Raw genomic sequence first — 20358 nt, 5'->3', positions numbered from 1 at the left:
GAGGAGAAGAAATGGTGGAGTCGATCGCACGCGTGCGTCACATCCGCGTTACCCCCCAGAAGGCTCGTCGCGTTGTCAACATGATCCGCGGCAAGCAGGCGCACGAAGCGCTGGGAATTCTGAAGTTCGCGCCCCAGGGCGCGAGCGATCCGGTGTACAAGCTGGTGGCCTCGGCCATCGCCAACGCCCGGGTCAAGGCAGATGCAGCCAACACGTATCTGGACGAGCAGGACCTGTTCATCAGCCGGGCATTCGTTGACGAGGGTACGACCCTCAAGCGTTTCCAGGCTCGTGCCCAGGGTCGCGCATTCGAAATCAAGAAGCGCACCAGCCACATCACGGTTGTGCTCACCACTCCTGAGGAGGGTACGAAGTAATGGGTCAGAAAGTAAACCCCTATGGCTTCCGTCTGGGAATCACCACCGATCACGTATCGCGTTGGTTCTCTGACTCGACCAAGCCGGGTCAGCGTTACGCTGACTTTGTCGCAGAAGACGTCAAGATCCGTCGCCTGCTGAGCACCAGCCTTGACCGTGCCGGCGTCAGCCGCATCGAGATCGAGCGCACTCGTGACCGTGTTCGCGTTGACATTCACACTGCCCGTCCGGGCATTGTGATCGGTCGCCGCGGTGCGGAGGCCGAGCGCATCCGCTCAGACCTTGAGAAGCTCACCGCCAAGCAGATCCAGCTGAACATCCTCGAGGTCAAGAACCCCGAGCAGGATGCCCAGCTCGTCGCGCAGGGTATTGCCGAGCAGCTTTCCGCACGTGTGGCCTTCCGCCGCGCGATGCGTAAGGGCCTGCAGGGTGCACAGCGCGCCGGCGCCAAGGGTGTCCGCATCCAGGTGTCTGGCCGTCTGGGTGGCGCCGAGATGAGCCGCAGCGAGTTCTACCGCGAAGGTCGTGTGCCCCTGCACACCCTGCGCGCGAACATCGACTACGGCTTCTACGAAGCCAAGACCACCTTCGGCCGTATCGGCGTGAAGGTCTGGATTTACAAGGGCGACATCACCAACAAGGAACTCGCTCGCGAGCAGGCCAACGCTAAGTCGTCCCGCCCCGAGCGTCGTGACGATCGACCGCGTCGTGCACCTCGTGCAGATGCGCCGGCAGCGGCTCCCGTCGCAGCGGTCGCGGAGGCTAAATAATGTTGATTCCACGTAGAGTCAAGCACCGTAAGCAGCACCACCCGGGTCGCACCGGCCACGCTACCGGTGGCACCACGGTGTCCTTCGGTGAGTACGGCATCCAGGCGCTCACCCCCGCTTATGTGACCAACCGTCAGATCGAGTCCGCTCGTATCGCCATGACGCGTCACATCAAGCGTGGCGGGAAGGTGTGGATCAACATCTACCCCGACCGTCCGCTGACCAAGAAGCCGGCCGAAACCCGCATGGGTTCCGGTAAGGGTTCGGTCGAGTGGTGGGTTGCCAACGTCAAGCCGGGTCGCGTTCTGTTCGAGCTCAGCGGTGTCACTGACGCCGTTGCGAAAGAGGCGCTGACCCGCGCAATTCACAAGCTGCCCCTCAAGGCACGCATCATCAAGCGCGAGGAGGGCGACGCATAATGGCGATCGGCACCAAGGAGCTCGCCCCAGTCGAGCTCGATACTTTTGACAATGAAAAGCTGTTCGAAGAGCTGAAGAAGGCCAAGGAAGAGCTGTTCAACCTGCGCTTCCAGTCGGCTACCGGTCAGCTTGAGAGCCACGGCCGCCTCCGCGCGGTCAAGCGCGACATTGCTCGCATCTACACGGTTCTCCGTGAGCGCGAGCTGGGCATTCGTGCCACGCCCATCGCAGCCCCGGCTCCGGCCAAGGCTGAGAAGGCTGAAAAGAAGACCAAGAAGGCCAAGGCAGCAGTGGAGTCCACCGATGACGCTGCAGTCGAGGCCGCCGAGACGAAGGAGGCCTAGTCATGGCGAAGACTGACGAAACGGTCGTCGCGGGCGAAGCCACCGAGCTCGTACGCGGTTACCGCAAGACGCTGCGTGGTTACGTGACCAGCGACAAGATGAACAAAACCATCATTGTCGTGGTCGAAGACCGCGTGAAGCACCCGTTGTACGGCAAGGTCATCCGCCGTACATCCAAGCTGAAGGCGCACGACGAGGCGAACTCCGCCGGCATCGGCGACCTGGTCCTGATCAGTGAGACCCGTCCGCTGAGCGCTTCCAAGCGCTGGCGCCTGGTCGAGATTCTTGAGAAGGCCAAGTAAGCCTCGCGCTTACTTGACGTAAAGGAGTTATAAAGTGCTTCAGCAAGAATCACGAGTCAAGGTTGCCGACAACACCGGTGCCAAGGAACTCTTGACCATCCGCGTTCTCGGTGGCTCCGGCCGTCGTTACGCCGGCCTGGGCGACGTCATCGTCGCCACGGTCAAGGATGCAATCCCGGGCGGCAACGTCAAGAAGGGTGACATCGTCAAAGCTGTCATCGTTCGCACCAAGAAGGAGACTCGTCGTCCAGACGGCTCCTACATCAAGTTCGATGAGAACGCTGCAGTGATCTTGAAGGCAGACGGTGACCCCCGCGGCACCCGAATCTTCGGACCGGTCGGTCGCGAGCTTCGCGACAAGAAGTTCATGAAGATCATCTCGCTGGCACCGGAGGTTATTTAATCATGGCCAGAATCAAAAAGGGTGACCTCGTTCAGGTCATCAGCGGCCGCAGCCAGGCTCGCGGCGGAGACCGTGGCAAGCAGGGCAAGATCATCTCCGTCGACGCCACGAAGAACCGAGTCCTCGTTGAGGGCATCAACTTCGTGACCAAGCACGTTCGCGTCGGCCAGACCCAGCGCGGCACCAAGACGGGCGGCATCGAGACCTTCGAAGCCCCCATCCACGTGTCCAACGTTGCCATCGTCGACCCGGAGACCAAGAAGCCGACCCGCGTCGGGTTCCGCCAGGAAGATGTAACGAAGGACGGCGTCACCAAGACGGTCCGCATCCGTTACGCCAAGAAGTCAGGGAAGGACCTCTAATGACTGACACCATTACGGGCGCCGCGCCCGTCAAGGCCCTGCCGCGTCTGAAGCAGAAGTACCGCGATGAGATCAGTGCCAAGCTCTCCGAGGAACTCGGCTTCACCAACGTGCACCGTATCCCCACCCTGACGAAGATTGTCGTCAACATGGGTGTCGGAGAAGCAGCACGCGACGGCAAGGTGATGGACGGTGCGGTTTCTGACCTCACCAAGATCACCGGCCAGAAGCCGCAGGTCACCAAGGCTCGCAAGTCCATCGCGCAGTTCAAACTGCGTGAGGGACAGCCCATCGGCGCCCACGTCACTCTTCGTGGCGACCGCATGTGGGAGTTCCTGGACCGGCTGCTCAGCCTGGCCCTTCCTCGTATCCGTGACTTCCGTGGTCTGTCCGACAAGCAGTTCGACGGTGCGGGCAACTACACCTTCGGTCTGACCGAGCAGGTCATGTTCCACGAGATCGACCAGGACCGCATCGACCGCGTTCGCGGTATGGACATCACGGTTGTCACAACCGCGAAGTCCAACGACGAGGGTCGCGCGCTGCTCAAGGCGCTCGGCTTCCCGTTCAAGTCGGACGACGCACAGAAGTAGTCCAACTACACCGGAACAAATTCAACTAGAGTTGGGAGCTTGCGCTTAGCAGGCTCCCAACCCAGGTTGGTCCCGCCCGCATCCAGTGCATAAACACAGGGTAAGCCGGGCGCACACAGATTTTCACCCCGGAAGCTGATCAACCGATCGGTTTCCCCACCACCACAGGTCGTCATTCGTGTAACGGATGGGCGAAACCAGGCGAGAAAGGCACCACAAAATGACAATGACAGATCCGGTCGCAGACATGTTGACCAGACTGCGCAACGCGAACTCGGCGTATCACGACACCGTGTCCATGCCGCATAGCAAATTGAAAGCGCACATCGCTGACATCCTCAAGGCTCAGGGTTACATCTCCGCCTGGACCGTCAAGGATGCAACAGTAGGCAAGACCCTCACGCTGGACCTCAAATTCGGTCCGAACCGCGAGCGTTCCATCGTAGGCATCAAGCGGGTTTCCAAGCCCGGCCTGCGCGTGTACGCGAAGTCAACCGAGATCCCCACGGTTCTCGGTGGCCTCGGCGTTGCCATCCTGTCCACCTCCAGCGGTCTGCTCACCGACCGCCAGGCTGAGAAGAAGGGCGTAGGCGGAGAAGTTCTCGCCTACGTGTGGTAACTGAGAATGTCACGTATTGGAAGACTCCCCATCCCGATCCCCGCTGGGGTAACGGTTGTGGCTGACGGCCAGGCCGTCTCCGTCAAGGGCCCGAAGGGCGAGCTCGCTCTCGTCGTTTCCAACCCCATCTCGGTGTCGATCGAGGACGGTCACGTTCTCGTCACGCGTCCGAACGACGAGCGCCAGTCGCGTTCGCTGCACGGTCTGACCCGCACCTTGATCAACAACCAGATCATCGGCGTAACCGTTGGTTACTCCAAGGGTCTTGAAATCGTCGGTACCGGTTACCGCGCAGCGCAGAAGGGCACCTCTGTTGAGTTCGCCCTCGGCTTCTCGCACCCGGTCGTCGTCGAGCCGCCTGTCGGAATCGTTTTGACCGTCGAGAGCGTCAACAAGCTCACGGTCAGCGGAATCGACAAGCAGGCCGTCGGCGAGGTTGCCGCCAACATCCGTAAGATTCGCAAGCCAGAGCCCTACAAGGGCAAGGGTGTGCGTTACGCCGGCGAGATTGTTCGCCGCAAGGCCGGAAAGAGCGGTAAGTAACCATGGGACTCGGAACTAGAGGCAAGAGCAAGGCCGCAGCCCGCGGACGTCGACACACCCGTCTTCGCAAGAAGATCGAGGGAACGGCGCTTCGCCCGCGCCTTGTCGTCACACGCTCGGCTCGCCACGTATTCGTGCAGGTCGTCGACGACAGCAAGGGTTTCACCCTTGCGTCGGCGTCCACGCTCGAAACGGACTTGCGCACCTTCGATGGTGACAAGACCGCCAAGGCCCGCAAGGTCGGTGAGCTTGTTGCTGAGCGTGCGAAAGCCGCCGGCATCGAAGCCGTTGTATTTGACCGTGGTGGCAGCAAGTACGCAGGACGCGTCGCAGCCATCGCTGAAGGAGCTCGAGAGGGTGGATTGAACCTGTGAGCACTGAAAAGATCGAAACCACAGCACCTGTTGCTGCCGTTGCCGAGGCGCCGGTTGAAACCGCTGCCTCCACTACCCCGCCGCAGAACGAGCCTCGCGAGGCTCGTCGTGGTGGACGTGAGCGCAACCCGAACAAGGACCGCGGAAGCCGCGATGCCGACAAGAGCCAGTTCCTGGAGCGCGTCGTCACCATCAACCGCGTATCGAAGGTCGTCAAGGGTGGTCGTCGCTTCAGCTTCACCGCGCTCGTCGTCGTCGGTGACGGTAACGGCCTGGTTGGCGTTGGATACGGTAAGGCCCGCGAGGTCCCGACCGCTATCTCCAAGGGCGTTGAAGAGGCGAAGAAGAACTTCTTCCGCGTTCCTCGCGTTGGCCTGACCATCCCGCACCCCGTGCAGGGTGAGGCCGCAGCCGGCGTCGTTCTGCTTCGTCCGGCAGCAGCAGGTACCGGCGTTATCGCCGGTGGCCCGGTGCGCGCCGTACTCGAATGCGCTGGCATCCACGACGTACTGAGCAAGTCGCTCGGTTCGTCTAACACCATCAATATCGTGCACGCCACGGTTGAGGCACTGCACCAGCTCGAAGAGCCGCGTGCGGTTGCGGCTCGCCGCGGCCTCGCCTACGAAGACGTGGCTCCGGCCCGTTTTCTTCGTGCCGACGCTGCTGCAGCTGCAGCGGCTGCAACCGCGAAGGCAGGTGCCTGATGGCCCAGCTGAAGATCACACAGATCAAGTCCAAAATTAGTGAGAAGCAGAACCAGCGCGACACTCTTCGCAGCCTGGGTCTGCGACGTATTGGCGCCGTCACAATCCGCGAGGACAACTCGCAGAACCGTGGCTACGTCAACACCGTCGCTCACCTCGTAAAGGTCGAGGAGATTGACTAATGGCTGACGAGAAGGAAGCTACCAAAGTAGCCGACAAGCCTGCCACGAAAAAGGCCGCTACATCCAAGAAGGCCGCTGTTGCAGCGCAGCCGACTGAGCCCCGCGAGCACGTGCTGAAGGTACACCACCTTCGCCCGGCGCCCGGAGCGAAGAAGGCCCGCCAGCGCGTTGGCCGTGGTGAAGGATCCAAGGGTAAGACCGCGGGTCGAGGCACCAAAGGCACGAAGGCACGCTACAGCGTGCGCGTTGGCTTCGAGGGTGGGCAGATGCCTCTGCACATGCGCACCCCGAAACTGCGTGGATTCAAGAACCCGTTCCGCGTCGAGTATCAGGTTGTCAACCTGGAAAAGCTCGAAGTGCTCTACCCGGACGGCGGCGATGTCACCATCGCCAGCCTGATCGCCAAGGGTGCAGTTCGTGACAATGAAAAAGTCAAGGTTCTGGGAACCGGTGAAATTACCGTTAAGCTGAATGTGACGGTCGACAAGGTCTCTGCTTCAGCTGAGCAGAAAATTGTTGCCGCGGGTGGATCTGTAAAGTAAGTCCGTAGACGCTCAGTCGAGCTTGTCGAATCCGTCAATCGAGTCAATCGTTTGGTGTGATTCGACAAGCTCGATCGTTTTAAGTCGAGTGCCGCTCTATATCGATCTGCATTGTCGATCTGCGTAAAAATCTGGAGGCCTTCTTGTTCAGCGCCATTGCGCGGATTTTCCGCACACCCGACCTTCGTAAGAAGATCGGCTTCACCCTGGGCATCATTGCTCTGTTCCGTTTGGGCTCGTTCGTTCCGACGCCATTCGTGGACTTCGCCAACGTGCAGTTGTGTCTCGCTGCCAACCAGGGCACGAGCGGTCTCTACGAGCTCGTCAACCTTTTCAGCGGTGGCGCACTGCTCCAGTTGAGTGTCTTCGCACTCGGAATCATGCCGTACATCACGGCCTCGATCATCGTGCAGTTGCTGCGCGTGGTCATCCCCCACTTTGACACCCTGTACAAAGAAGGTGCATCGGGCCAGAGCACCTTGACCCAGTACACCCGTTACTTGACCATCGCCCTGGGCATTCTGCAGTCGACCACCTTGATCACCGTGGCCCGCAGCGGCGCCCTGTTCGGCACATCCGCCAGCACCGAATGCACGCAGCTGATCACCAACGACGCCTGGTATGCCATCATGCTCATGGTCATCACAATGACCGCCGGCACCGGCGTCATCATGTGGATGGGTGAGCTCGTCACCGAGCGCGGCGTTGGTAACGGTATGTCGCTCATGATTTTCATCTCGATCGCGGCATTGTTTCCCGGCTCGCTGAGCGCCATCGGCAACCAGCAGGGACCAAATACCCTCATCATTGTGCTGATCGTGGGCATTCTGGTGGTCGCCGGCGTCGTCTTCGTGGAGCAATCTCAACGAAGAATTCCCGTGCAGTACGCCAAACGCATGGTCGGGCGTCGCACCTACGGCGGCAACAACACCTACATTCCGATCAAGGTCAACATGGCCGGCGTGATTCCAGTGATCTTCGCCTCCTCGCTGCTGTACCTGCCGGCCCTGCTCGCGCAGTTCAACCAACCGGCAGCAGGCGCTGAAGCCCCGGCCTGGGTGGTGTGGATCTCGCAGAACCTCACCGGTGGTGACCAGCCGCTGTACATGGCAATGTATTTCTTGCTCATCATCGGCTTCACCTACTTCTACGTCGCCATCACGTTCAACCCCGAAGAAGTCGCCGACAACATGAAGAAGTACGGCGGGTTCATTCCCGGCATTCGGGCTGGCCGGCCGACCGCCGAGTACCTCGACTTCGTGCTGACGCGCATCACTCTTCCCGGCTCGATCTACCTGGGCCTGATCGCCCTGATTCCGCTGATCGCATTCTCGGTTGTCGGCGCCGACCAGAACTTCCCGTTCGGCGGCGCGAGCATTTTGATTATCGTCGGCGTGGGACTCGAGACGGTCAAGCAGATCGACTCGCAACTACAGCAGCGACACTATGAGGGGCTTCTTAAATGACGCGTTTACTGTTGATCGGCCCACCCGGCGCAGGCAAGGGTACGCAGGCCGAGCGCCTGGCGCTGGCCTGCGAAGTTCCCGCCATCTCCACCGGCGACATCTTTCGCTATAACGTGACCAACAAAACCGAGCTCGGGCTCGAGGTCAAGTCGTTCATCGATGCTGGTGCCTACGTGCCAGATACCCTCACCAACGCGATCGTTGCAGACCGACTGAAAGAAGCGGATGCTGCCGGCGGTTTTCTCCTCGACGGTTATCCGCGTACGACCGATCAGGTCGCTGAACTCGACCGTCTGCTCATTGCCGAGGGCACTCAGTTGGATGTCGTCGTGCTGATCACGGCCGACACCGACGAAGTTGTCGCGCGGCTGCTCAAGCGTGCTGTCGAGCAAGGCCGCGCGGACGACACGGCCGACGTCATCCGTCACCGTCTTGACGTCTACGCCGAACAGACCGCTCCGTTGATCGACGTGTACAGCGCCCGCGGCCTTGTGGTCACCATCGACGGCCTCGGCGCCGTGGAAGAGGTCACCGAACGCATTCTTGCTGCGCTGACCGAACGAGGCCTGTGCGCCAGCGCCGCCACGACCTGAACTAGGTTTTTTGGGCCGGTTTAGTCGTTTCGGGCCGGGCCTCACGGCCCGGCCCATCATCATGTGAACAGCCAGTTACATAAAATATCGCTCCCGTCTTCGGAGCTAGTTTGTAGGAAATCAGTGAGTCTTCGTCGTTCCATCTACAAGAATCCAGCGCAACTGCGCCTCATGGTCGCGCCCGGTCTGGCCACCGCGGCATCGCTCCGCGCTGCCCGCGCTGCCCTGGTCGTCGGCGCTACCACTCTCGACATCGACGCTGCGGCCGAGGCCGCGATCGTGGCGCTGGGCGGCAAGCCCAATTTCAAGCTCGAAGAGGGCTACCACCACACCGTGTGTGCGTCGGTGAACGATGACGTGGTGCACGGCATCCCGTCCGCACGCCGACTCGGCGCCGGCGACATCGTCTCGATCGACAGCGGCGCCATCATCGAGGGCTGGAACGGCGACGCTGCGTTCACCGTCGTGCTTCCCGATCCATCACGGCCCGAAGTCGTGGCCGAACGCCAGAAGCTGTCCGACGTGACCGAGCAGTCGCTCTGGCACGGTATTGCCCGACTGCACACCGCCCGGCACCTGAACGAGGTGGGTGATGCCATCGAAGACTATGTGGAATCGCAGGGCACCTACGGGATCCTCACCGACTACGTCGGTCACGGCATCGGCCGTTCCATGCACGAGGCCCCGCCGGTGTTCAACTACCGCGTGCGCCAGAAGGGCCCCGACGTGAAGCCGGGCCTGGTCGTCGCCATCGAGCCGATGGTCGTGCTCGGTTCGATCGATACCTACACCCGCGAAGACGACTGGACCGTCGCCACGAGCGACGGCTTGGCCGCCGCGCACTGGGAACACAGCATCGCCGTACACAAGGACGGCATCTGGGTACTGACCGCTGAAGACGGCGGAGCCGCCGGCCTCGCCCCGTTCGGCATCGTTCCCGTTCCGATCCGCTAGGGTCTATTGGTCGATGAGGTGCACGAGCTCGTCGATGAACGACGGGAAGTCCACCGAGCGCTTGATGAGACGCTGCACATCGGCGCGCTCGGTGAAGACCTCGACGAACTGATCGAAGACGGACTGGAACGACGCCCGCCCGGCAGCACTGAAGGCGATCAGCGCTACGACGTTGACACGGCTGTCGCCCCAGGGCATGGGGGAGTCGTTGACCGCAATGGCAATGGACGTCTGCTGCGCGGTCATGGCCATGGCATGGGGAACGGCGAGGTGGTCGGTGAATGCGGTCGACGACATGCGCTCGCGCTCGATAGCACCGTCGACGTAGCTGAGGTCGATGAGTCCGCGCGCGACCATGCGGCCGCCAAGCTCACGGATCATCGCCTCCTCGTCGGGGGCGGTGAAGTTACGCAGGTAAAGGGACTCGTCGAAAAACTGCAACAGGTCATTCTTGATGTGCGAGCGCCGACGAACCCGGCGCACACGGATGGCCGCCTCACGGATTCGATGCACGTCGCGTTCCGTGAGGAACGGCTGGATGACGATCACGCCGTCGGCCGGAACAGGCGGCTCGATCGTGGTGAGCACGAGGTCGGCGCGAAGGTCTGCCCACGGCACGTCACTGCGCGTGATCTGGTCCACGATGGTCAAGTCATCACCGAGAACCCGTTCGATACGCTGACGCAACTGCACGTGCATCGTGTAGTAGTTGGGGCAGACGATCACGCAGGAGACGAGTTGCTCGGATTGCGAATGCTGTTCCAGGTATGACCCGACGTGCATCGCGATGTAGGCGATCTCGTCATCGTTGATGTGGATCTGCTCCTGACGCTGCAGTTCGCTCGCGATGAACACAGCGAGTTCGTAGATCATCGGATAAGCGGTCTTGATCGACCGGGTGAGCGGGTTCCGTGAGTAATCCCGCACCTGGGCGCGGTCGATGAGGTTGCGCACGTGCAGCGTGAGTCGGGTGATGAAATCCTCGTCGGCCAGGTCGACAAGGTATTCCTCGCTGGCCTGGGCCACGATGCGTCGCACAACCTCGAGGTCCCCGGCACAGGCAACGGTTGCGCTGATCGCGTCGGTGGCCTCGTCATGTCCGGGCGTCACCACCCGGGTCTGGAGAAGGAGCACGAGATAGGCGAGGTCGGTGACATCCAGCACGACGCCGAAATGAGTGTCGATGAGACTGGCCAACGCGACCGTGAGGTGTGCGCCGACGGCTGGTGCGTCGTCGGCCCGGGCGGCGGCGCGCTTGCTCACCCTGTCCACGGCGATGGCCACGTGCAGCAGAACATTGTTGGTGCCGTACTCATTCACGAAATAACCCTGGGCGTCGAGCATGGCGATCAGGTCGGTCTTGAACGCACCGAGGCTGTCGGACGCGAATTCCTTCTGGATCGCCGCGAGTTCGAGAAAACCGCGGGCGAACTCCTCACGGAACATCCGGCTGATCAGGCGGCGCCGGTCGGTTTCGGATCCGAGAAGGGTCACCCTGCTGCCGTGGCGAGCCAGGGAGAGTCCTGTGCCTGGCAGCAGTGCGCGCACTCGGGACAGATCGGCCTCGACGGTGGAGTCACTGACGAAAGTGTCGGCCGCGAGCTCATAGACATCAAGGCCTTCTGCCGAGTCGATGACGCGACGAACCAGCTGGTACAGACGGCGCTGCGGCGTGTCGTTCTCTGGGTGCCGCCCCGGCGGTACTGCACGGAACGCCGTGTAGGCCTCATGGTTGACGCGGTAGCCGGCCGGCCCCGACTCGATCACCTCGAGCGGATCCGCCGCCGTCTTCACGCTCGTGACGTAGCTGCGTACCGTGCGCGCAGTCACGCCGAGGTGTTCGCCCAGTTCACCCGCTGTGACCCAGTCCGGGGAGCGGAAGAGATAGTCGAGCATCCTCGATTGCTTATCGCTCATTGTGCCTTGTTCTGTGCCGTGTTCTGTGTCGTGCGCGGTCCCATCACGTTGATCTTATCCGCCCAACCCGAGCTTTTCCGGGGGTGCGGAAATGCGTCTGGTGGCCCCCGGACGAGGTGCCCGACAGACTTTACTGAGCGTGTTGTGCGTCGACGACGAAAGGGTGAATCGATGAGGATTCATATTGTGTGTGGCGCCGGTGCGTCCAGCACGTTCGTGGCGCTGCGGCTGCGCACGAGCGCGGCGGCCCGGGGCATTGCGGCTCAGGTGACCGCCGGAAGCGAATCAGATCTGGCGAGCATGCTGCCGGTCATCGATGTGCTTCTCGTGGGTCCGCATCTGGAAGCGCTGTTCGCCCGGATCCAGCAGCAGGCCGCAGCGGCCGGCGTACAGGCCAGCCTGATGTCCACGACGGTCTTCACCGCCCGCGATGGCGAAGAGGCCCTCGACCTGGTCCTCGTGATGGCCGGCACCCGTTCATGACTCGGGGAAACCCACCCGTGCTGCACAACTCAGACGCAACGAAAGGCACCGCAATGCTCGAACGAACGGTTCTCATCGGATCCACCCACGGATTGCACGCCCGCCCGGCGAAACTTTTCAGCCAGGCCGCTGCGGCCGCGGGTATTCCCGTCACGCTCACCAAGACCGGCGGCAAGACCGTGAACGCCGCGAGCATCCTCGGCGTCATCTCCCTCGGCATCGGCCACGGCGACGAGGTCACCCTTGCGGCCGATGGTGACACGGCCGAGACTCTCCTCGACGAGCTGGCCCGGCTGCTGCTCATCGACCACGACGCTTAAGGGATCAGCATGGAACTGCAGGGAATCGGAATCGGCCAGGGTGTCGTTGTGGGCCGTGTCGTGCGCATGCCCGACCCGCTGCCCGACCCCGTCGCCGCGGCCAGCGCGCTGACCCCGGCGGAAGAGGGCGACCGGGTCGCCGCAGCGCTCGGCGCCGTTGCCGCCGACCTCCTCGCCCGCGCAGCGCGGGCCGGCGGAGTGGCCGGCGAGGTACTCGGGGCCCAGTCCATGATGGCCGAAGACCCGAGCCTCGTTGACGACGTCACGCTGCGGCTCGCCGCCGGCGCGACTGCCGAGCGAGCGGTCTTCGAAGCCTTCGCGGCCTTTCGCGACATGCTGACCGGGCTCGGCGGCTACCTGGCCGAGCGAGCGGGCGACCTCGACGACGTCTCCCAGCGAGTCGTCGCGCATCTCCTCGGAGTCTCGGCGCCCGGGGTACCCGACCGGGGACATCCATTCATTCTTGTGGCTCGCGACCTGGCTCCGGCCGATACCGCCACCCTCGACCTGAGCCAGGTGCTCGGTCTCATCACCCTCGACGGGGGTCCCACCTCGCACACCGCGATTTTGGCCCGCGAGAAGTCCATCGTGGCTATCGTGCGCGCGATCGGTGCGGCGGGCCTCACCGATGGCGACGAGGTCATTCTCGACGCCGCGAACAACCTGGTGATCACCTCGCCCAGTGCCGAGCAGCTCTTTGAGGCGCACGCACGTGTGGCTGCTCGGGCTGCCCGCGTGCTCGCGCCGCTGTCGCCGGGCCGCCTCGCAGACGGCACCCCCATTCCGCTGCTGTCGAACCTCGGGTCGGCCGACGGAGCGGCTTCGGCCGTCGCCCTCGGCGCGGAAGGCGTTGGCCTGTTCCGCACCGAATTCCTATTCCTCGACGCCGTCACCGCGCCGACCGTGGCCGAACAGCGCACCGAATACGAGCGGATGCTGCGCGCCTTCCCCGGCAAGAAGGTCGTCGTGCGGGCGTTGGATGCCGGGGCGGACAAGCCGCTGGCCTTCCTCAACGACGCCCGCGAAGAAAACCCGGCCCTCGGCCTGCGGGGGCTGCGCGCGCTGCGCGCATCCGAACAGATCCTGCGCGACCAACTGGAAGCGCTCGCCCAGGCGGACGCCGCCACCGACGCTGACCTGTGGGTGATGGCCCCGATGGTCGCCACCGTCGAGGAGACCCGCTACTTCGTGGCACTCGCGCGCGAGCTCGGACTCAGGACCGCCGGGGTGATGATCGAGATCCCCGCTGCCGCTCTTCTCGCCGATCGTATTCTGCAGCATGCCGACTTCGCCTCGATCGGCACGAACGACCTCACCCAGTACACGCTCGCGGCCGACCGCCTACTCGGCTCCGTGGCCGCTTTTCAAGACCCCTGGAACCCTGCTGTGTTGCGCCTGGTGGCCGAGGTCGGTGCCGCCGGTGCCGCGCTCGGCAAGCCCGTCGGCGTGTGCGGTGAGGCCGCCGCGGATCCGCTGCTCGCCGTGGTGCTCGTCGGCCTGGGCGCAACGAGCCTCTCGATGTCAGCCTCGGCTCTCGCCGACGTGCGAGCGGTCCTGGCGGACTTCACCAGTGCGCAGGCCCGGCTGTTGGCCGAGCTTGCCCTCGCAGCCGAGGACGCGGCATCCGCCCGCGAAGTGGTCACGATCCAGGCTGCCAAATTTCTTGATTCATCTTCTCGTGTGAACCCTCCCCTACAGCACACCCTAGAAAGGTACTGAAATGACGACGACGTCAGCCGACACCAAGCGAACGGGCACTCGAGTGCACGTGCAGCGCTTTGGCACATTCCTCAGCGGAATGGTCATGCCCAACATTCCCGCCTTCATCGCGTGGGGACTGATCACCGCGCTGTTCATCCCCACCGGATGGACCCCGAACGAGACGTTCGCAACCCTCGTCGACCCGATGATCATCTACATGCTGCCGCTGCTGATCGCCAACACGGGTGGCCGCATGATCTATGACACCCGCGGTGGCGTGATCGCCACGATCGCCACGATGGGTGTGATTGTCGGCAGCAGCATACCGATGTTCATCGGAGCCATGATCGTCGGTCCGCTCGCCGCTTACCTCCTCAAGAAGGTCGACAGCATCTGGGAGGGCAAGATCAAGGCCGGCTTCGAGATGCTCGTGAACAACTTCACGGCGGGAATCCTCGGTGCCATCCTCGCCCTCGGCGCGTTCGTCGGCATCGCCCCGCTCGTGACCGGGCTGAGCAAACTGCTCGAAACCGGTGTCGACTTTCTGATCGCCAACGGATTGCTGCCCCTCGCGAGCATCCTGATCGAACCGGGCAAGGTACTCTTCCTCAATAACGCCATCAACCATGGCGTGCTCACCCCGCTCGGCGTGCAGCAGGTATCCGACACCGGCAAATCGATCCTGTTCCTGCTCGAGGCCAACCCCGGCCCCGGACTGGGAATCCTGCTCGCGTTCACAATCTTCGGAACCGGCATCGCCCGGGCCAGCGCGCCCGGCGCGATCATCATCCAGTTCCTCGGCGGCATCCACGAGATCTACTTCCCCTACGTGCTCATGAAGCCGATTCTCATCCTGGCCGCCATTGGCGGCGGTATGACCGGTGTGGCTATCAACGTGGCATTCGCCACCGGTCTGCGCGCTCCCGCCTCGCCCGGCAGCATCTTCGCCGTGCTTTTCCAGACGTCGCCGGACAGCTACATCGGTGTCATCCTGTCGGTCATCGGTGCGGCAGCGGTCTCCTTCCTGATCGCCGCCGTCATCCTGCGCGCCAGTCGTCGCCGTGACCTCGCTGATGGTGCCGGTCTCGACCTGACCGCCGCCGTGGCGAAGACCGAGGCCAACAAGGGCAAATCCAGTTCGGTGCTCGGTAGCCTCGTCGGCTCCACCGAAACGGATGCCGCAGACGGCGGCAACGCCCCCACTCGCGACTTCCGCAACATCGTGTTCGCCTGCGACGCCGGAATGGGCTCGAGTGCGATGGGCGCCTCCGTGCTGCGCAACAAGATCAAGAAGGCCGGCATCGTGGGAATCACGGTGACCAACCAGGCCATCGCCAACCTCGACGGCAGCGCCGACCTCGTGATCACGCACCAGGACCTGACCGACCGTGCGCGGGCCAAGTCACCGGGCTCCGTGCATGTCTCGGTCGACAACTTCATGAACAGCCCGAAGTACGACGAAGTCGTGGGCATGCTCGAGCACCAGACCAACGAAGGAGTCATCTCATGAGCCAGATCCTCGAACCCCGTAACCTGATTGCCCGCGGTACGGCCCGTACGCGCGACGAGGCGATTCGCGAGGCCGGCGGCCTTCTCGTGGCGTCCGGCGCCGTGAGCGACGACTACGTGACGTCCATGTTCGAGCGCGAAGCATCCGTTTCGACGTACATGGGCAACTTCCTCGCCATCCCGCACGGCACGAACGACGCGAAGGAGTCCATCCTGCGCTCCGCCCTGTCGCTCGTGCGCTATGCCGAACCGATCGATTGGAACGGCCAGCCGGTGCGCTTCGCCGTGGGCATCGCGGGGCTCAACAACGAGCACCTCGAGATCCTCTCCAAGATCGCCATCGTGTTCTCCGACGAAGACGAGGTGGCCAAACTCATCGACGCCGGCTCGGCCGAAGAAATTTACGCCCTTCTCGAGGAGGTCAACGCAGAATGAAGGCTATTCACTTCGGCGCGGGCAACATCGGACGCGGCTTTGTCGGACTCCTGCTGCACGAAGCCGGGTACGAGGTGGTCTTCGCCGACGTGAATTCGACCCTCATCGACGCGCTGCACGCCGCACCCAGCTATGAGGTGCACGAGAAGGGGGAGGGGGCCCGCCAGCACACGGTGACGGGGTTCCGCGCCATCAACAGCGCCACCGACAGCGACGCGCTGATCGACGAGATCGCCACGGCCGACATCGTGACGACGGCCGTCGGACCGAACATCCTCAAGCTCGTTGCCCCGCTCATCGCGGCGGGGCTGGCTCGCCGGGCAGTGTCGCTGCCGCCGCTGGCCGTGATGGCGTGCGAGAACGCCATCAACGCCACCGACCTTCTCGCCGAGCACGTGCACAGCCACGTGACCGGTGCCGACTGGCCGGCCGTCTCGGCACGCGCCGCCTTCGCGAATACGGCCGTCGACCGCATCGTGCCCAACCAGGCGGCGGATGCCGGCCTGACGGTGACGGTGGAGGCCTTCTACGAATGGGTCATCGAACGCGGCGCATTCGGCGACGCGGTTCCGGTCATTCCGGGAGCCACGTTCGTGGATAACCTTTTGCCCTATATCGAACGCAAGCTTTTCACGGTGAACACCGGGCACGCCACCATCGCCTACCTCGGCAGCCGGGCCGGCGTCAGTACGATCGCAGAGGCGCTGGACGTGCCGGCTGTCGTGCTCGCCGCCCGCGCCGTGCTCGAAGAGACGTCGGCGTTGCTCGTCGCCAAACACGGGCTCGACGAAGCCGCCCAGCGCGCCTACCGTGAGAAGATCCTCGTTCGGTTCAGTAACCCGGCCCTGCTCGACACCGTCGAACGAGTGGGCCGCCAGCCGCTGCGCAAGCTCAGCCGCAACGAACGGTTCATCGGCCCGGCCGCGGAATTGATCGAATCGGGCCTCATGCCCGAGGCTCTTGTGGGCGCCATCGGTGCGGTGCTGAGCTTTGACGTTGCGTCCGACGAGCAGAGCGTCGAGCTGCAGCGGATGCTCAAGACCGAAAGCGCGGAGCAGGTGGTTCTGCAGGTCTGCGGGCTCGATGCGGCGCATCCACTCTTCGCGTCTGTCGTGCGTGAAGTACGACGCGCGCAGGGATTATAGGACTGAATTGCCAAAAGGCAATCTCGTACCATAAGATTGACCCTTGGTGTCTGGTATAGCCCTTTCGGGCGTGTCCGGCATCAATCCCGCATGACCAGCAATCAATACAGAGCGACAGTGAGGGTATGGCCAAAAAAGACGGTGTCATCGAAATCGAGGGCGCAGTAGTCGAAGCTCTGCCCAACGCGATGTTTCGCGTTGAGCTGTCAAACGGCCACCGAGTTCTTGCCCACATCTCGGGCAAGATGCGTCAGCACTACATCCGCATCCTCCCGGAGGACCGCGTGATCGTTGAGTTGAGTCCTTACGATCTGACCCGTGGCCGGATCGTCTACCGCTACAAGTAACGGCTGCTGTAAGTAACGGCCCGCGGCATCCCGAGGGTACGAAGACAGCGAAAAACAAGGAATCACCATGAAGGTCAAGCCCAGCGTCAAAAAGATCTGTGACAAGTGCAAGGTCATCCGCCGTAACGGCAACGTGATGGTCATCTGCGAGAACCCGCGTCACAAGCAGCGCCAGGGTTAAATCCGTCGCGACTTGTCGTTTCGAGATCTACCTGAGTACACGCACTAAATAAGCACATCTAGATAGCAGTTCCGGGAGCCCTTCGGGGTGACACCATCGGCTGGAGGCCGGTGTACAGGGGCTGTTACAGACCTCCATCACTAACAGGAGACACAATGGCACGTCTAGCCGGCGTCGACATCCCGCGCGATAAGCGCGTGGAAGTTGCATTGACTTACATTTACGGTGTTGGCCGTACGAGGGCCCTCAAGACCCTCGCCGACACTGGAATCGACGGAAACATCCGCGTCAAGGATTTGAGCGACGACCAGCTCGTCCTTCTCCGCGACTACGTCGAGGGTACCTTCAAGGTTGAGGGTGACCTCCGCCGTGAGGTTGCCGCTGACATCCGCCGCAAGGTTGAAATTGGCAGCTACGAGGGCATTCGCCACCGCAAGGGCCTGCCCGTTCGCGGTCAGCGCACCAAAACCAACGCTCGCACCCGCAAGGGCCCGAAGCGCACCGTAGCCGGCAAGAAGAAGGCGCGCTAGGCCCTCGGTCTAACCCGCTAACGCCTTTAGGATTCAGGAGAAATTCATGGCACAACCCAAGTCGGCCGTACGGAAGCCGCGTAAGAAAGAAAAGAAGAACATTGCTGTGGGCCAGGCCCACATCAAGAGCACTTTCAACAACACGATCGTGTCGATCACCGACACGACCGGAGCCGTCATCAGCTGGGCCTCGTCCGGCCAGGTTGGCTTCAAGGGTTCGCGCAAGTCGACCCCTTTCGCTGCCCAGCTTGCGGCCGAATCCGCCGCCCGCCAGGCGCAGGAACACGGCATGAAGAAGGTTGACGTCTTCGTCAAGGGACCCGGTTCGGGCCGCGAGACCGCGATCCGTTCGCTTCAGGCCGCTGGCCTCGAGGTCGGTTCGATCAACGACGTCACGCCCCAGGCTCACAACGGATGCCGTCCGCCGAAGCGCCGCCGCGTCTAAAGCACACGCTGTCATCTCGACGGGCTCGGTACTTGTTACCGAGCCCCGTCGAGACTCTTTTCTTTCACTTTTCACTCTCTCGTCATTGCAAGTGTCATATAGCGGACACTTAGCCGAAAGGAATCAACAGTGCTTATTGCACAGCGTCCAACGCTCACCGAAGAGAACATCTCGGAGTTCCGTTCACGGTTCATCATTGAGCCGCTCGAACCCGGCTTCGGCTATACCCTCGGCAACTCGCTTCGCCGTACCCTGCTCTCCTCGATCCCGGGCGCTGCTGTAACCAGCATCCGTATCGATGGCGTGCTGCACGAGTTCAGCACCGTTCCCGGTGTGAAGGAAGATGTCACTGAGATCATCCTGAACATCAAGGGTCTCGTCGTTTCGAGCGAGCATGACGAGCCCATCACCGCGTACCTGCGTAAGCAGGGTGCCGGCCAGGTTACCGCCGCTGACATTTCGGCTCCGGCCGGCGTCGAGGTGCACAACCCGGAACTGGTGATCGCAACCCTCAACGACAAGGCGAAGTTCGAACTCGAACTGACCATTGAGCGTGGCCGTGGTTACGTCTCCAGCACCCAGAACCGCAACGAGTTCTCCGAAGCCGGCCAGATTCCGGTCGACTCGATCTACTCGCCAGTGCTCAAGGTGACTTACCGGGTCGAGGCGACTCGTGCCGGTGAGCGCACCGACTTCGATCGCCTCGTCGTTGACGTGGAGACCAAGTCGGCTATTTCGCCGCGCGACGCCATCGCATCCTCCGGTCGCACCCTGACCGAACTGTTCGGTCTGGCCCGCGAGCTCAACACCGCTGCCGAGGGCATCGAGATCGGCCCCGCGCCGGTTGACGCTGTGCTCTCGACCGAGCTTTCGATTCCGATCGAAGACCTCGACCTGTCGGTGCGTTCGTACAACTGCCTGAAGCGCGAAGGCATCAACAACGTCAGTGAACTGGTCGCCCTGTCGGAGACCCAGCTGATGAACATCCGCAACTTCGGGCAGAAGTCGGTTGACGAAGTGAAGGACAAGCTCGTTGAGCTCGGCCTGTCCCTGAAGGATTCGGTTCCCGGATTCGACGGCGCACACTTCTACAGCGGCTACGAAGAAGAGACCATTTAAGGCTCGCGCTTCAACGCTGCCTTTCGATTTTTTGATACTGGAGATTACCAATGCCTAAGCCCACAAAGGGCCCCCGTCTCGGTGGCGGCCCGGCGCACGAGCGCCTCATGCTTGCGAACCTGGCCGCGGCCCTGTTCACCCACAAGTCGATCAAGACGACCGAGACCCGGGCCAAGCGCCTGCGTCCGCTCGCCGAGCGCATGGTGCAGTTCGCCAAGCGTGGCGACCTGCACGCGCGTCGTCGCGTCCTCGCGACGATCACCGACAAGACCGTCGTGCACGAGCTGTTCACGGTCATCGCCCCGCAGGTCAACGAGCGTCAGGGCGGCTACACCCGCATCACGAAGCTCGGTTTCCGCAAGGGTGACAACGCTTCGATGGTGCAGATGGAGCTCGTTCTCGAGCCCCTGACCCCCAAGGTCAAGCGTTCCAAGACCGCGACCGTTGCTGCGACCCCCGTCGGAAGCGACAACGTCGTTACCGACGACGTTGTAGCCGACGACGTTGTCGTCGACGAGACCGTCGTAGCTGACGACGTTGTAGCTGAAGACGTTGTTGCCGAAGACGCAGCAGCCGATGACGCCGTTGCCGATGAGGCCGACAAGAAGTAGCACCGCCACCAAGGGAGGGCCAACAGCTGTTGGCCCTCCCTTTTTGTGTATCCGTCCGTCTCGGCTGC

30 protein-coding genes are annotated in these 20358 nt (G+C 62.6%); 29 read left to right on the top strand and 1 reads right to left on the bottom strand.

The features are described 5' to 3' along the window. Window positions 1-11: 11 nt before the first annotated feature. From rplV to map, 17 genes are all read left to right on the top strand, one after another. Complete coding sequence (gene rplV, locus E3T27_RS11990; protein ID WP_035880249.1) at window positions 12-377, top strand: 50S ribosomal protein L22; 366 nt, start codon at window positions 12-14, stop codon at window positions 375-377. Continuing rightward, complete coding sequence (rpsC, locus tag E3T27_RS11985) at window positions 377-1147, top strand: 30S ribosomal protein S3 (protein ID WP_104127853.1); 771 nt, start codon at window positions 377-379, stop codon at window positions 1145-1147. Before rplV ends, rpsC begins: the two co-directional genes overlap by 1 nt. Then, entirely contained in the window at window positions 1147-1566 is a 420-nt protein-coding gene (rplP, locus tag E3T27_RS11980; protein WP_035880247.1) for a 50S ribosomal protein L16, read from the top strand. Before rpsC ends, rplP begins: the two co-directional genes overlap by 1 nt. Further along, window positions 1566-1910, top strand: coding sequence for a 50S ribosomal protein L29 (gene rpmC / locus E3T27_RS17200; protein WP_104198463.1), 345 nt, complete (start codon window positions 1566-1568; stop codon window positions 1908-1910). Before rplP ends, rpmC begins: the two co-directional genes overlap by 1 nt. A gap of 2 nt (window positions 1911-1912) precedes the next feature. Continuing rightward, window positions 1913-2212: a 30S ribosomal protein S17 gene (gene rpsQ / locus E3T27_RS11970; protein ID WP_035834619.1), complete on the top strand. Its 300-nt coding sequence runs from the start codon at window positions 1913-1915 to the stop codon at window positions 2210-2212. Window positions 2213-2246: 34 nt separating this feature from the next. Then, the gene (gene rplN, locus E3T27_RS11965) at window positions 2247-2615 is read left to right on the top strand and encodes a 50S ribosomal protein L14 (RefSeq protein WP_035834620.1); all 369 of its coding nucleotides are present in this window, start codon (window positions 2247-2249) and stop codon (window positions 2613-2615) included. Between the two features lie 2 nt (window positions 2616-2617). Beyond that, a complete protein-coding gene (gene rplX, locus E3T27_RS11960) occupies window positions 2618-2977 on the top strand; it encodes a 50S ribosomal protein L24 (protein ID WP_104198462.1) in 360 nt (119 codons plus the stop codon). Continuing rightward, complete coding sequence (gene rplE, locus E3T27_RS11955; RefSeq protein ID WP_104198461.1) at window positions 2977-3570, top strand: 50S ribosomal protein L5; 594 nt, start codon at window positions 2977-2979, stop codon at window positions 3568-3570. Before rplX ends, rplE begins: the two co-directional genes overlap by 1 nt. A gap of 220 nt (window positions 3571-3790) precedes the next feature. Beyond that, window positions 3791-4189, top strand: coding sequence for a 30S ribosomal protein S8 (gene rpsH / locus E3T27_RS11950; RefSeq protein ID WP_092107248.1), 399 nt, complete (start codon window positions 3791-3793; stop codon window positions 4187-4189). 6 nt (window positions 4190-4195) lie between these two features. Beyond that, on the top strand, window positions 4196-4732 hold the full coding sequence (rplF, locus tag E3T27_RS11945; RefSeq protein WP_104127858.1) for a 50S ribosomal protein L6: 537 nt from the start codon (window positions 4196-4198) through the stop codon (window positions 4730-4732). A 2-nt stretch (window positions 4733-4734) separates the two neighbouring features. Next, window positions 4735-5106 (top strand): 50S ribosomal protein L18, encoded by a 372-nt coding sequence (rplR, locus tag E3T27_RS11940; protein ID WP_092107252.1) that lies wholly within the window; start codon window positions 4735-4737, stop codon window positions 5104-5106. Then, window positions 5103-5810, top strand: a complete 708-nt coding sequence (rpsE, locus tag E3T27_RS11935; RefSeq protein ID WP_369827303.1) for a 30S ribosomal protein S5 — start codon at window positions 5103-5105, stop codon at window positions 5808-5810. Before rplR ends, rpsE begins: the two co-directional genes overlap by 4 nt. After that, complete coding sequence (gene rpmD / locus E3T27_RS11930) at window positions 5810-5992, top strand: 50S ribosomal protein L30 (RefSeq protein ID WP_066597599.1); 183 nt, start codon at window positions 5810-5812, stop codon at window positions 5990-5992. Before rpsE ends, rpmD begins: the two co-directional genes overlap by 1 nt. Beyond that, on the top strand, window positions 5992-6534 hold the full coding sequence (gene rplO / locus E3T27_RS11925) for a 50S ribosomal protein L15 (RefSeq protein WP_104198460.1): 543 nt from the start codon (window positions 5992-5994) through the stop codon (window positions 6532-6534). Before rpmD ends, rplO begins: the two co-directional genes overlap by 1 nt. A 143-nt stretch (window positions 6535-6677) precedes the next feature. After that, window positions 6678-8000: a preprotein translocase subunit SecY gene (gene secY / locus E3T27_RS11920; protein WP_104198459.1), complete on the top strand. Its 1323-nt coding sequence runs from the start codon at window positions 6678-6680 to the stop codon at window positions 7998-8000. Then, window positions 7997-8593 carry an adenylate kinase gene (locus E3T27_RS11915; RefSeq protein WP_104198458.1) on the top strand — a complete coding sequence of 199 codons (597 nt, stop codon included), beginning with the start codon at window positions 7997-7999 and terminating at the stop codon, window positions 8591-8593. The genes secY and E3T27_RS11915 overlap by 4 nt, the downstream gene beginning before the upstream one ends. Before the next feature lie 123 nt (window positions 8594-8716). Beyond that, on the top strand, window positions 8717-9547 hold the full coding sequence (map, locus tag E3T27_RS11910; protein WP_241992232.1) for a type I methionyl aminopeptidase: 831 nt from the start codon (window positions 8717-8719) through the stop codon (window positions 9545-9547). Between the two features lie 3 nt (window positions 9548-9550). On the opposite strand, the gene E3T27_RS11905 is transcribed toward map, so the two are convergent. Continuing rightward, window positions 9551-11464, bottom strand: coding sequence for a BglG family transcription antiterminator (locus E3T27_RS11905; protein ID WP_134572957.1), 1914 nt, complete (start codon window positions 11462-11464; stop codon window positions 9551-9553). A gap of 171 nt (window positions 11465-11635) precedes the next feature. Between E3T27_RS11905 and E3T27_RS11900 the strand changes: the two genes are divergently transcribed. The 12 genes from E3T27_RS11900 (at window position 11636) to rplQ (ending at window position 20290) form a co-directional block, all read left to right on the top strand. Beyond that, window positions 11636-11947, top strand: coding sequence for a PTS sugar transporter subunit IIB (locus E3T27_RS11900; protein ID WP_104198456.1), 312 nt, complete (start codon window positions 11636-11638; stop codon window positions 11945-11947). A 53-nt stretch (window positions 11948-12000) separates the two neighbouring features. Beyond that, a complete protein-coding gene (locus E3T27_RS11895) occupies window positions 12001-12267 on the top strand; it encodes an HPr family phosphocarrier protein (protein ID WP_104198455.1) in 267 nt (88 codons plus the stop codon). Window positions 12268-12276: 9 nt separating this feature from the next. Further along, window positions 12277-13986, top strand: coding sequence for a phosphoenolpyruvate--protein phosphotransferase (gene ptsP / locus E3T27_RS11890; protein WP_134572955.1), 1710 nt, complete (start codon window positions 12277-12279; stop codon window positions 13984-13986). A 1-nt stretch (window position 13987) separates the two neighbouring features. Next, complete coding sequence (locus E3T27_RS11885) at window positions 13988-15478, top strand: PTS mannitol transporter subunit IIBC (RefSeq protein ID WP_104198453.1); 1491 nt, start codon at window positions 13988-13990, stop codon at window positions 15476-15478. Beyond that, window positions 15475-15912, top strand: a complete 438-nt coding sequence (locus E3T27_RS11880) for a PTS mannitol transporter subunit IIA (protein ID WP_134572953.1) — start codon at window positions 15475-15477, stop codon at window positions 15910-15912. The genes E3T27_RS11885 and E3T27_RS11880 overlap by 4 nt, the downstream gene beginning before the upstream one ends. Then, window positions 15909-17057: a mannitol-1-phosphate 5-dehydrogenase gene (locus E3T27_RS11875; protein WP_134572951.1), complete on the top strand. Its 1149-nt coding sequence runs from the start codon at window positions 15909-15911 to the stop codon at window positions 17055-17057. The genes E3T27_RS11880 and E3T27_RS11875 overlap by 4 nt, the downstream gene beginning before the upstream one ends. Before the next feature lie 125 nt (window positions 17058-17182). Next, window positions 17183-17404: a translation initiation factor IF-1 gene (infA, locus tag E3T27_RS11870; protein WP_035834638.1), complete on the top strand. Its 222-nt coding sequence runs from the start codon at window positions 17183-17185 to the stop codon at window positions 17402-17404. 67 nt (window positions 17405-17471) lie between these two features. Then, window positions 17472-17585, top strand: coding sequence for a 50S ribosomal protein L36 (gene rpmJ, locus E3T27_RS11865; protein WP_035834639.1), 114 nt, complete (start codon window positions 17472-17474; stop codon window positions 17583-17585). A 155-nt stretch (window positions 17586-17740) separates the two neighbouring features. Continuing rightward, window positions 17741-18115, top strand: coding sequence for a 30S ribosomal protein S13 (gene rpsM / locus E3T27_RS11860; protein WP_092449488.1), 375 nt, complete (start codon window positions 17741-17743; stop codon window positions 18113-18115). A 46-nt stretch (window positions 18116-18161) separates the two neighbouring features. Beyond that, a complete protein-coding gene (gene rpsK / locus E3T27_RS11855) occupies window positions 18162-18560 on the top strand; it encodes a 30S ribosomal protein S11 (RefSeq protein ID WP_035834641.1) in 399 nt (132 codons plus the stop codon). 129 nt (window positions 18561-18689) lie between these two features. Then, entirely contained in the window at window positions 18690-19679 is a 990-nt protein-coding gene (locus E3T27_RS11850; RefSeq protein ID WP_092107272.1) for a DNA-directed RNA polymerase subunit alpha, read from the top strand. Between the two features lie 50 nt (window positions 19680-19729). Beyond that, window positions 19730-20290 carry a 50S ribosomal protein L17 gene (gene rplQ / locus E3T27_RS11845; RefSeq protein ID WP_134572949.1) on the top strand — a complete coding sequence of 187 codons (561 nt, stop codon included), beginning with the start codon at window positions 19730-19732 and terminating at the stop codon, window positions 20288-20290. The last annotated feature ends 68 nt before the right edge of the window (window positions 20291-20358 follow it).

Source organism: Cryobacterium lyxosi (genome assembly GCF_004403345.1).
GTDB classification, from domain to species: domain Bacteria; phylum Actinomycetota; class Actinomycetes; order Actinomycetales; family Microbacteriaceae; genus Cryobacterium; species Cryobacterium lyxosi.
This window is presented reverse-complemented; position numbering and strand designations above follow the sequence as displayed.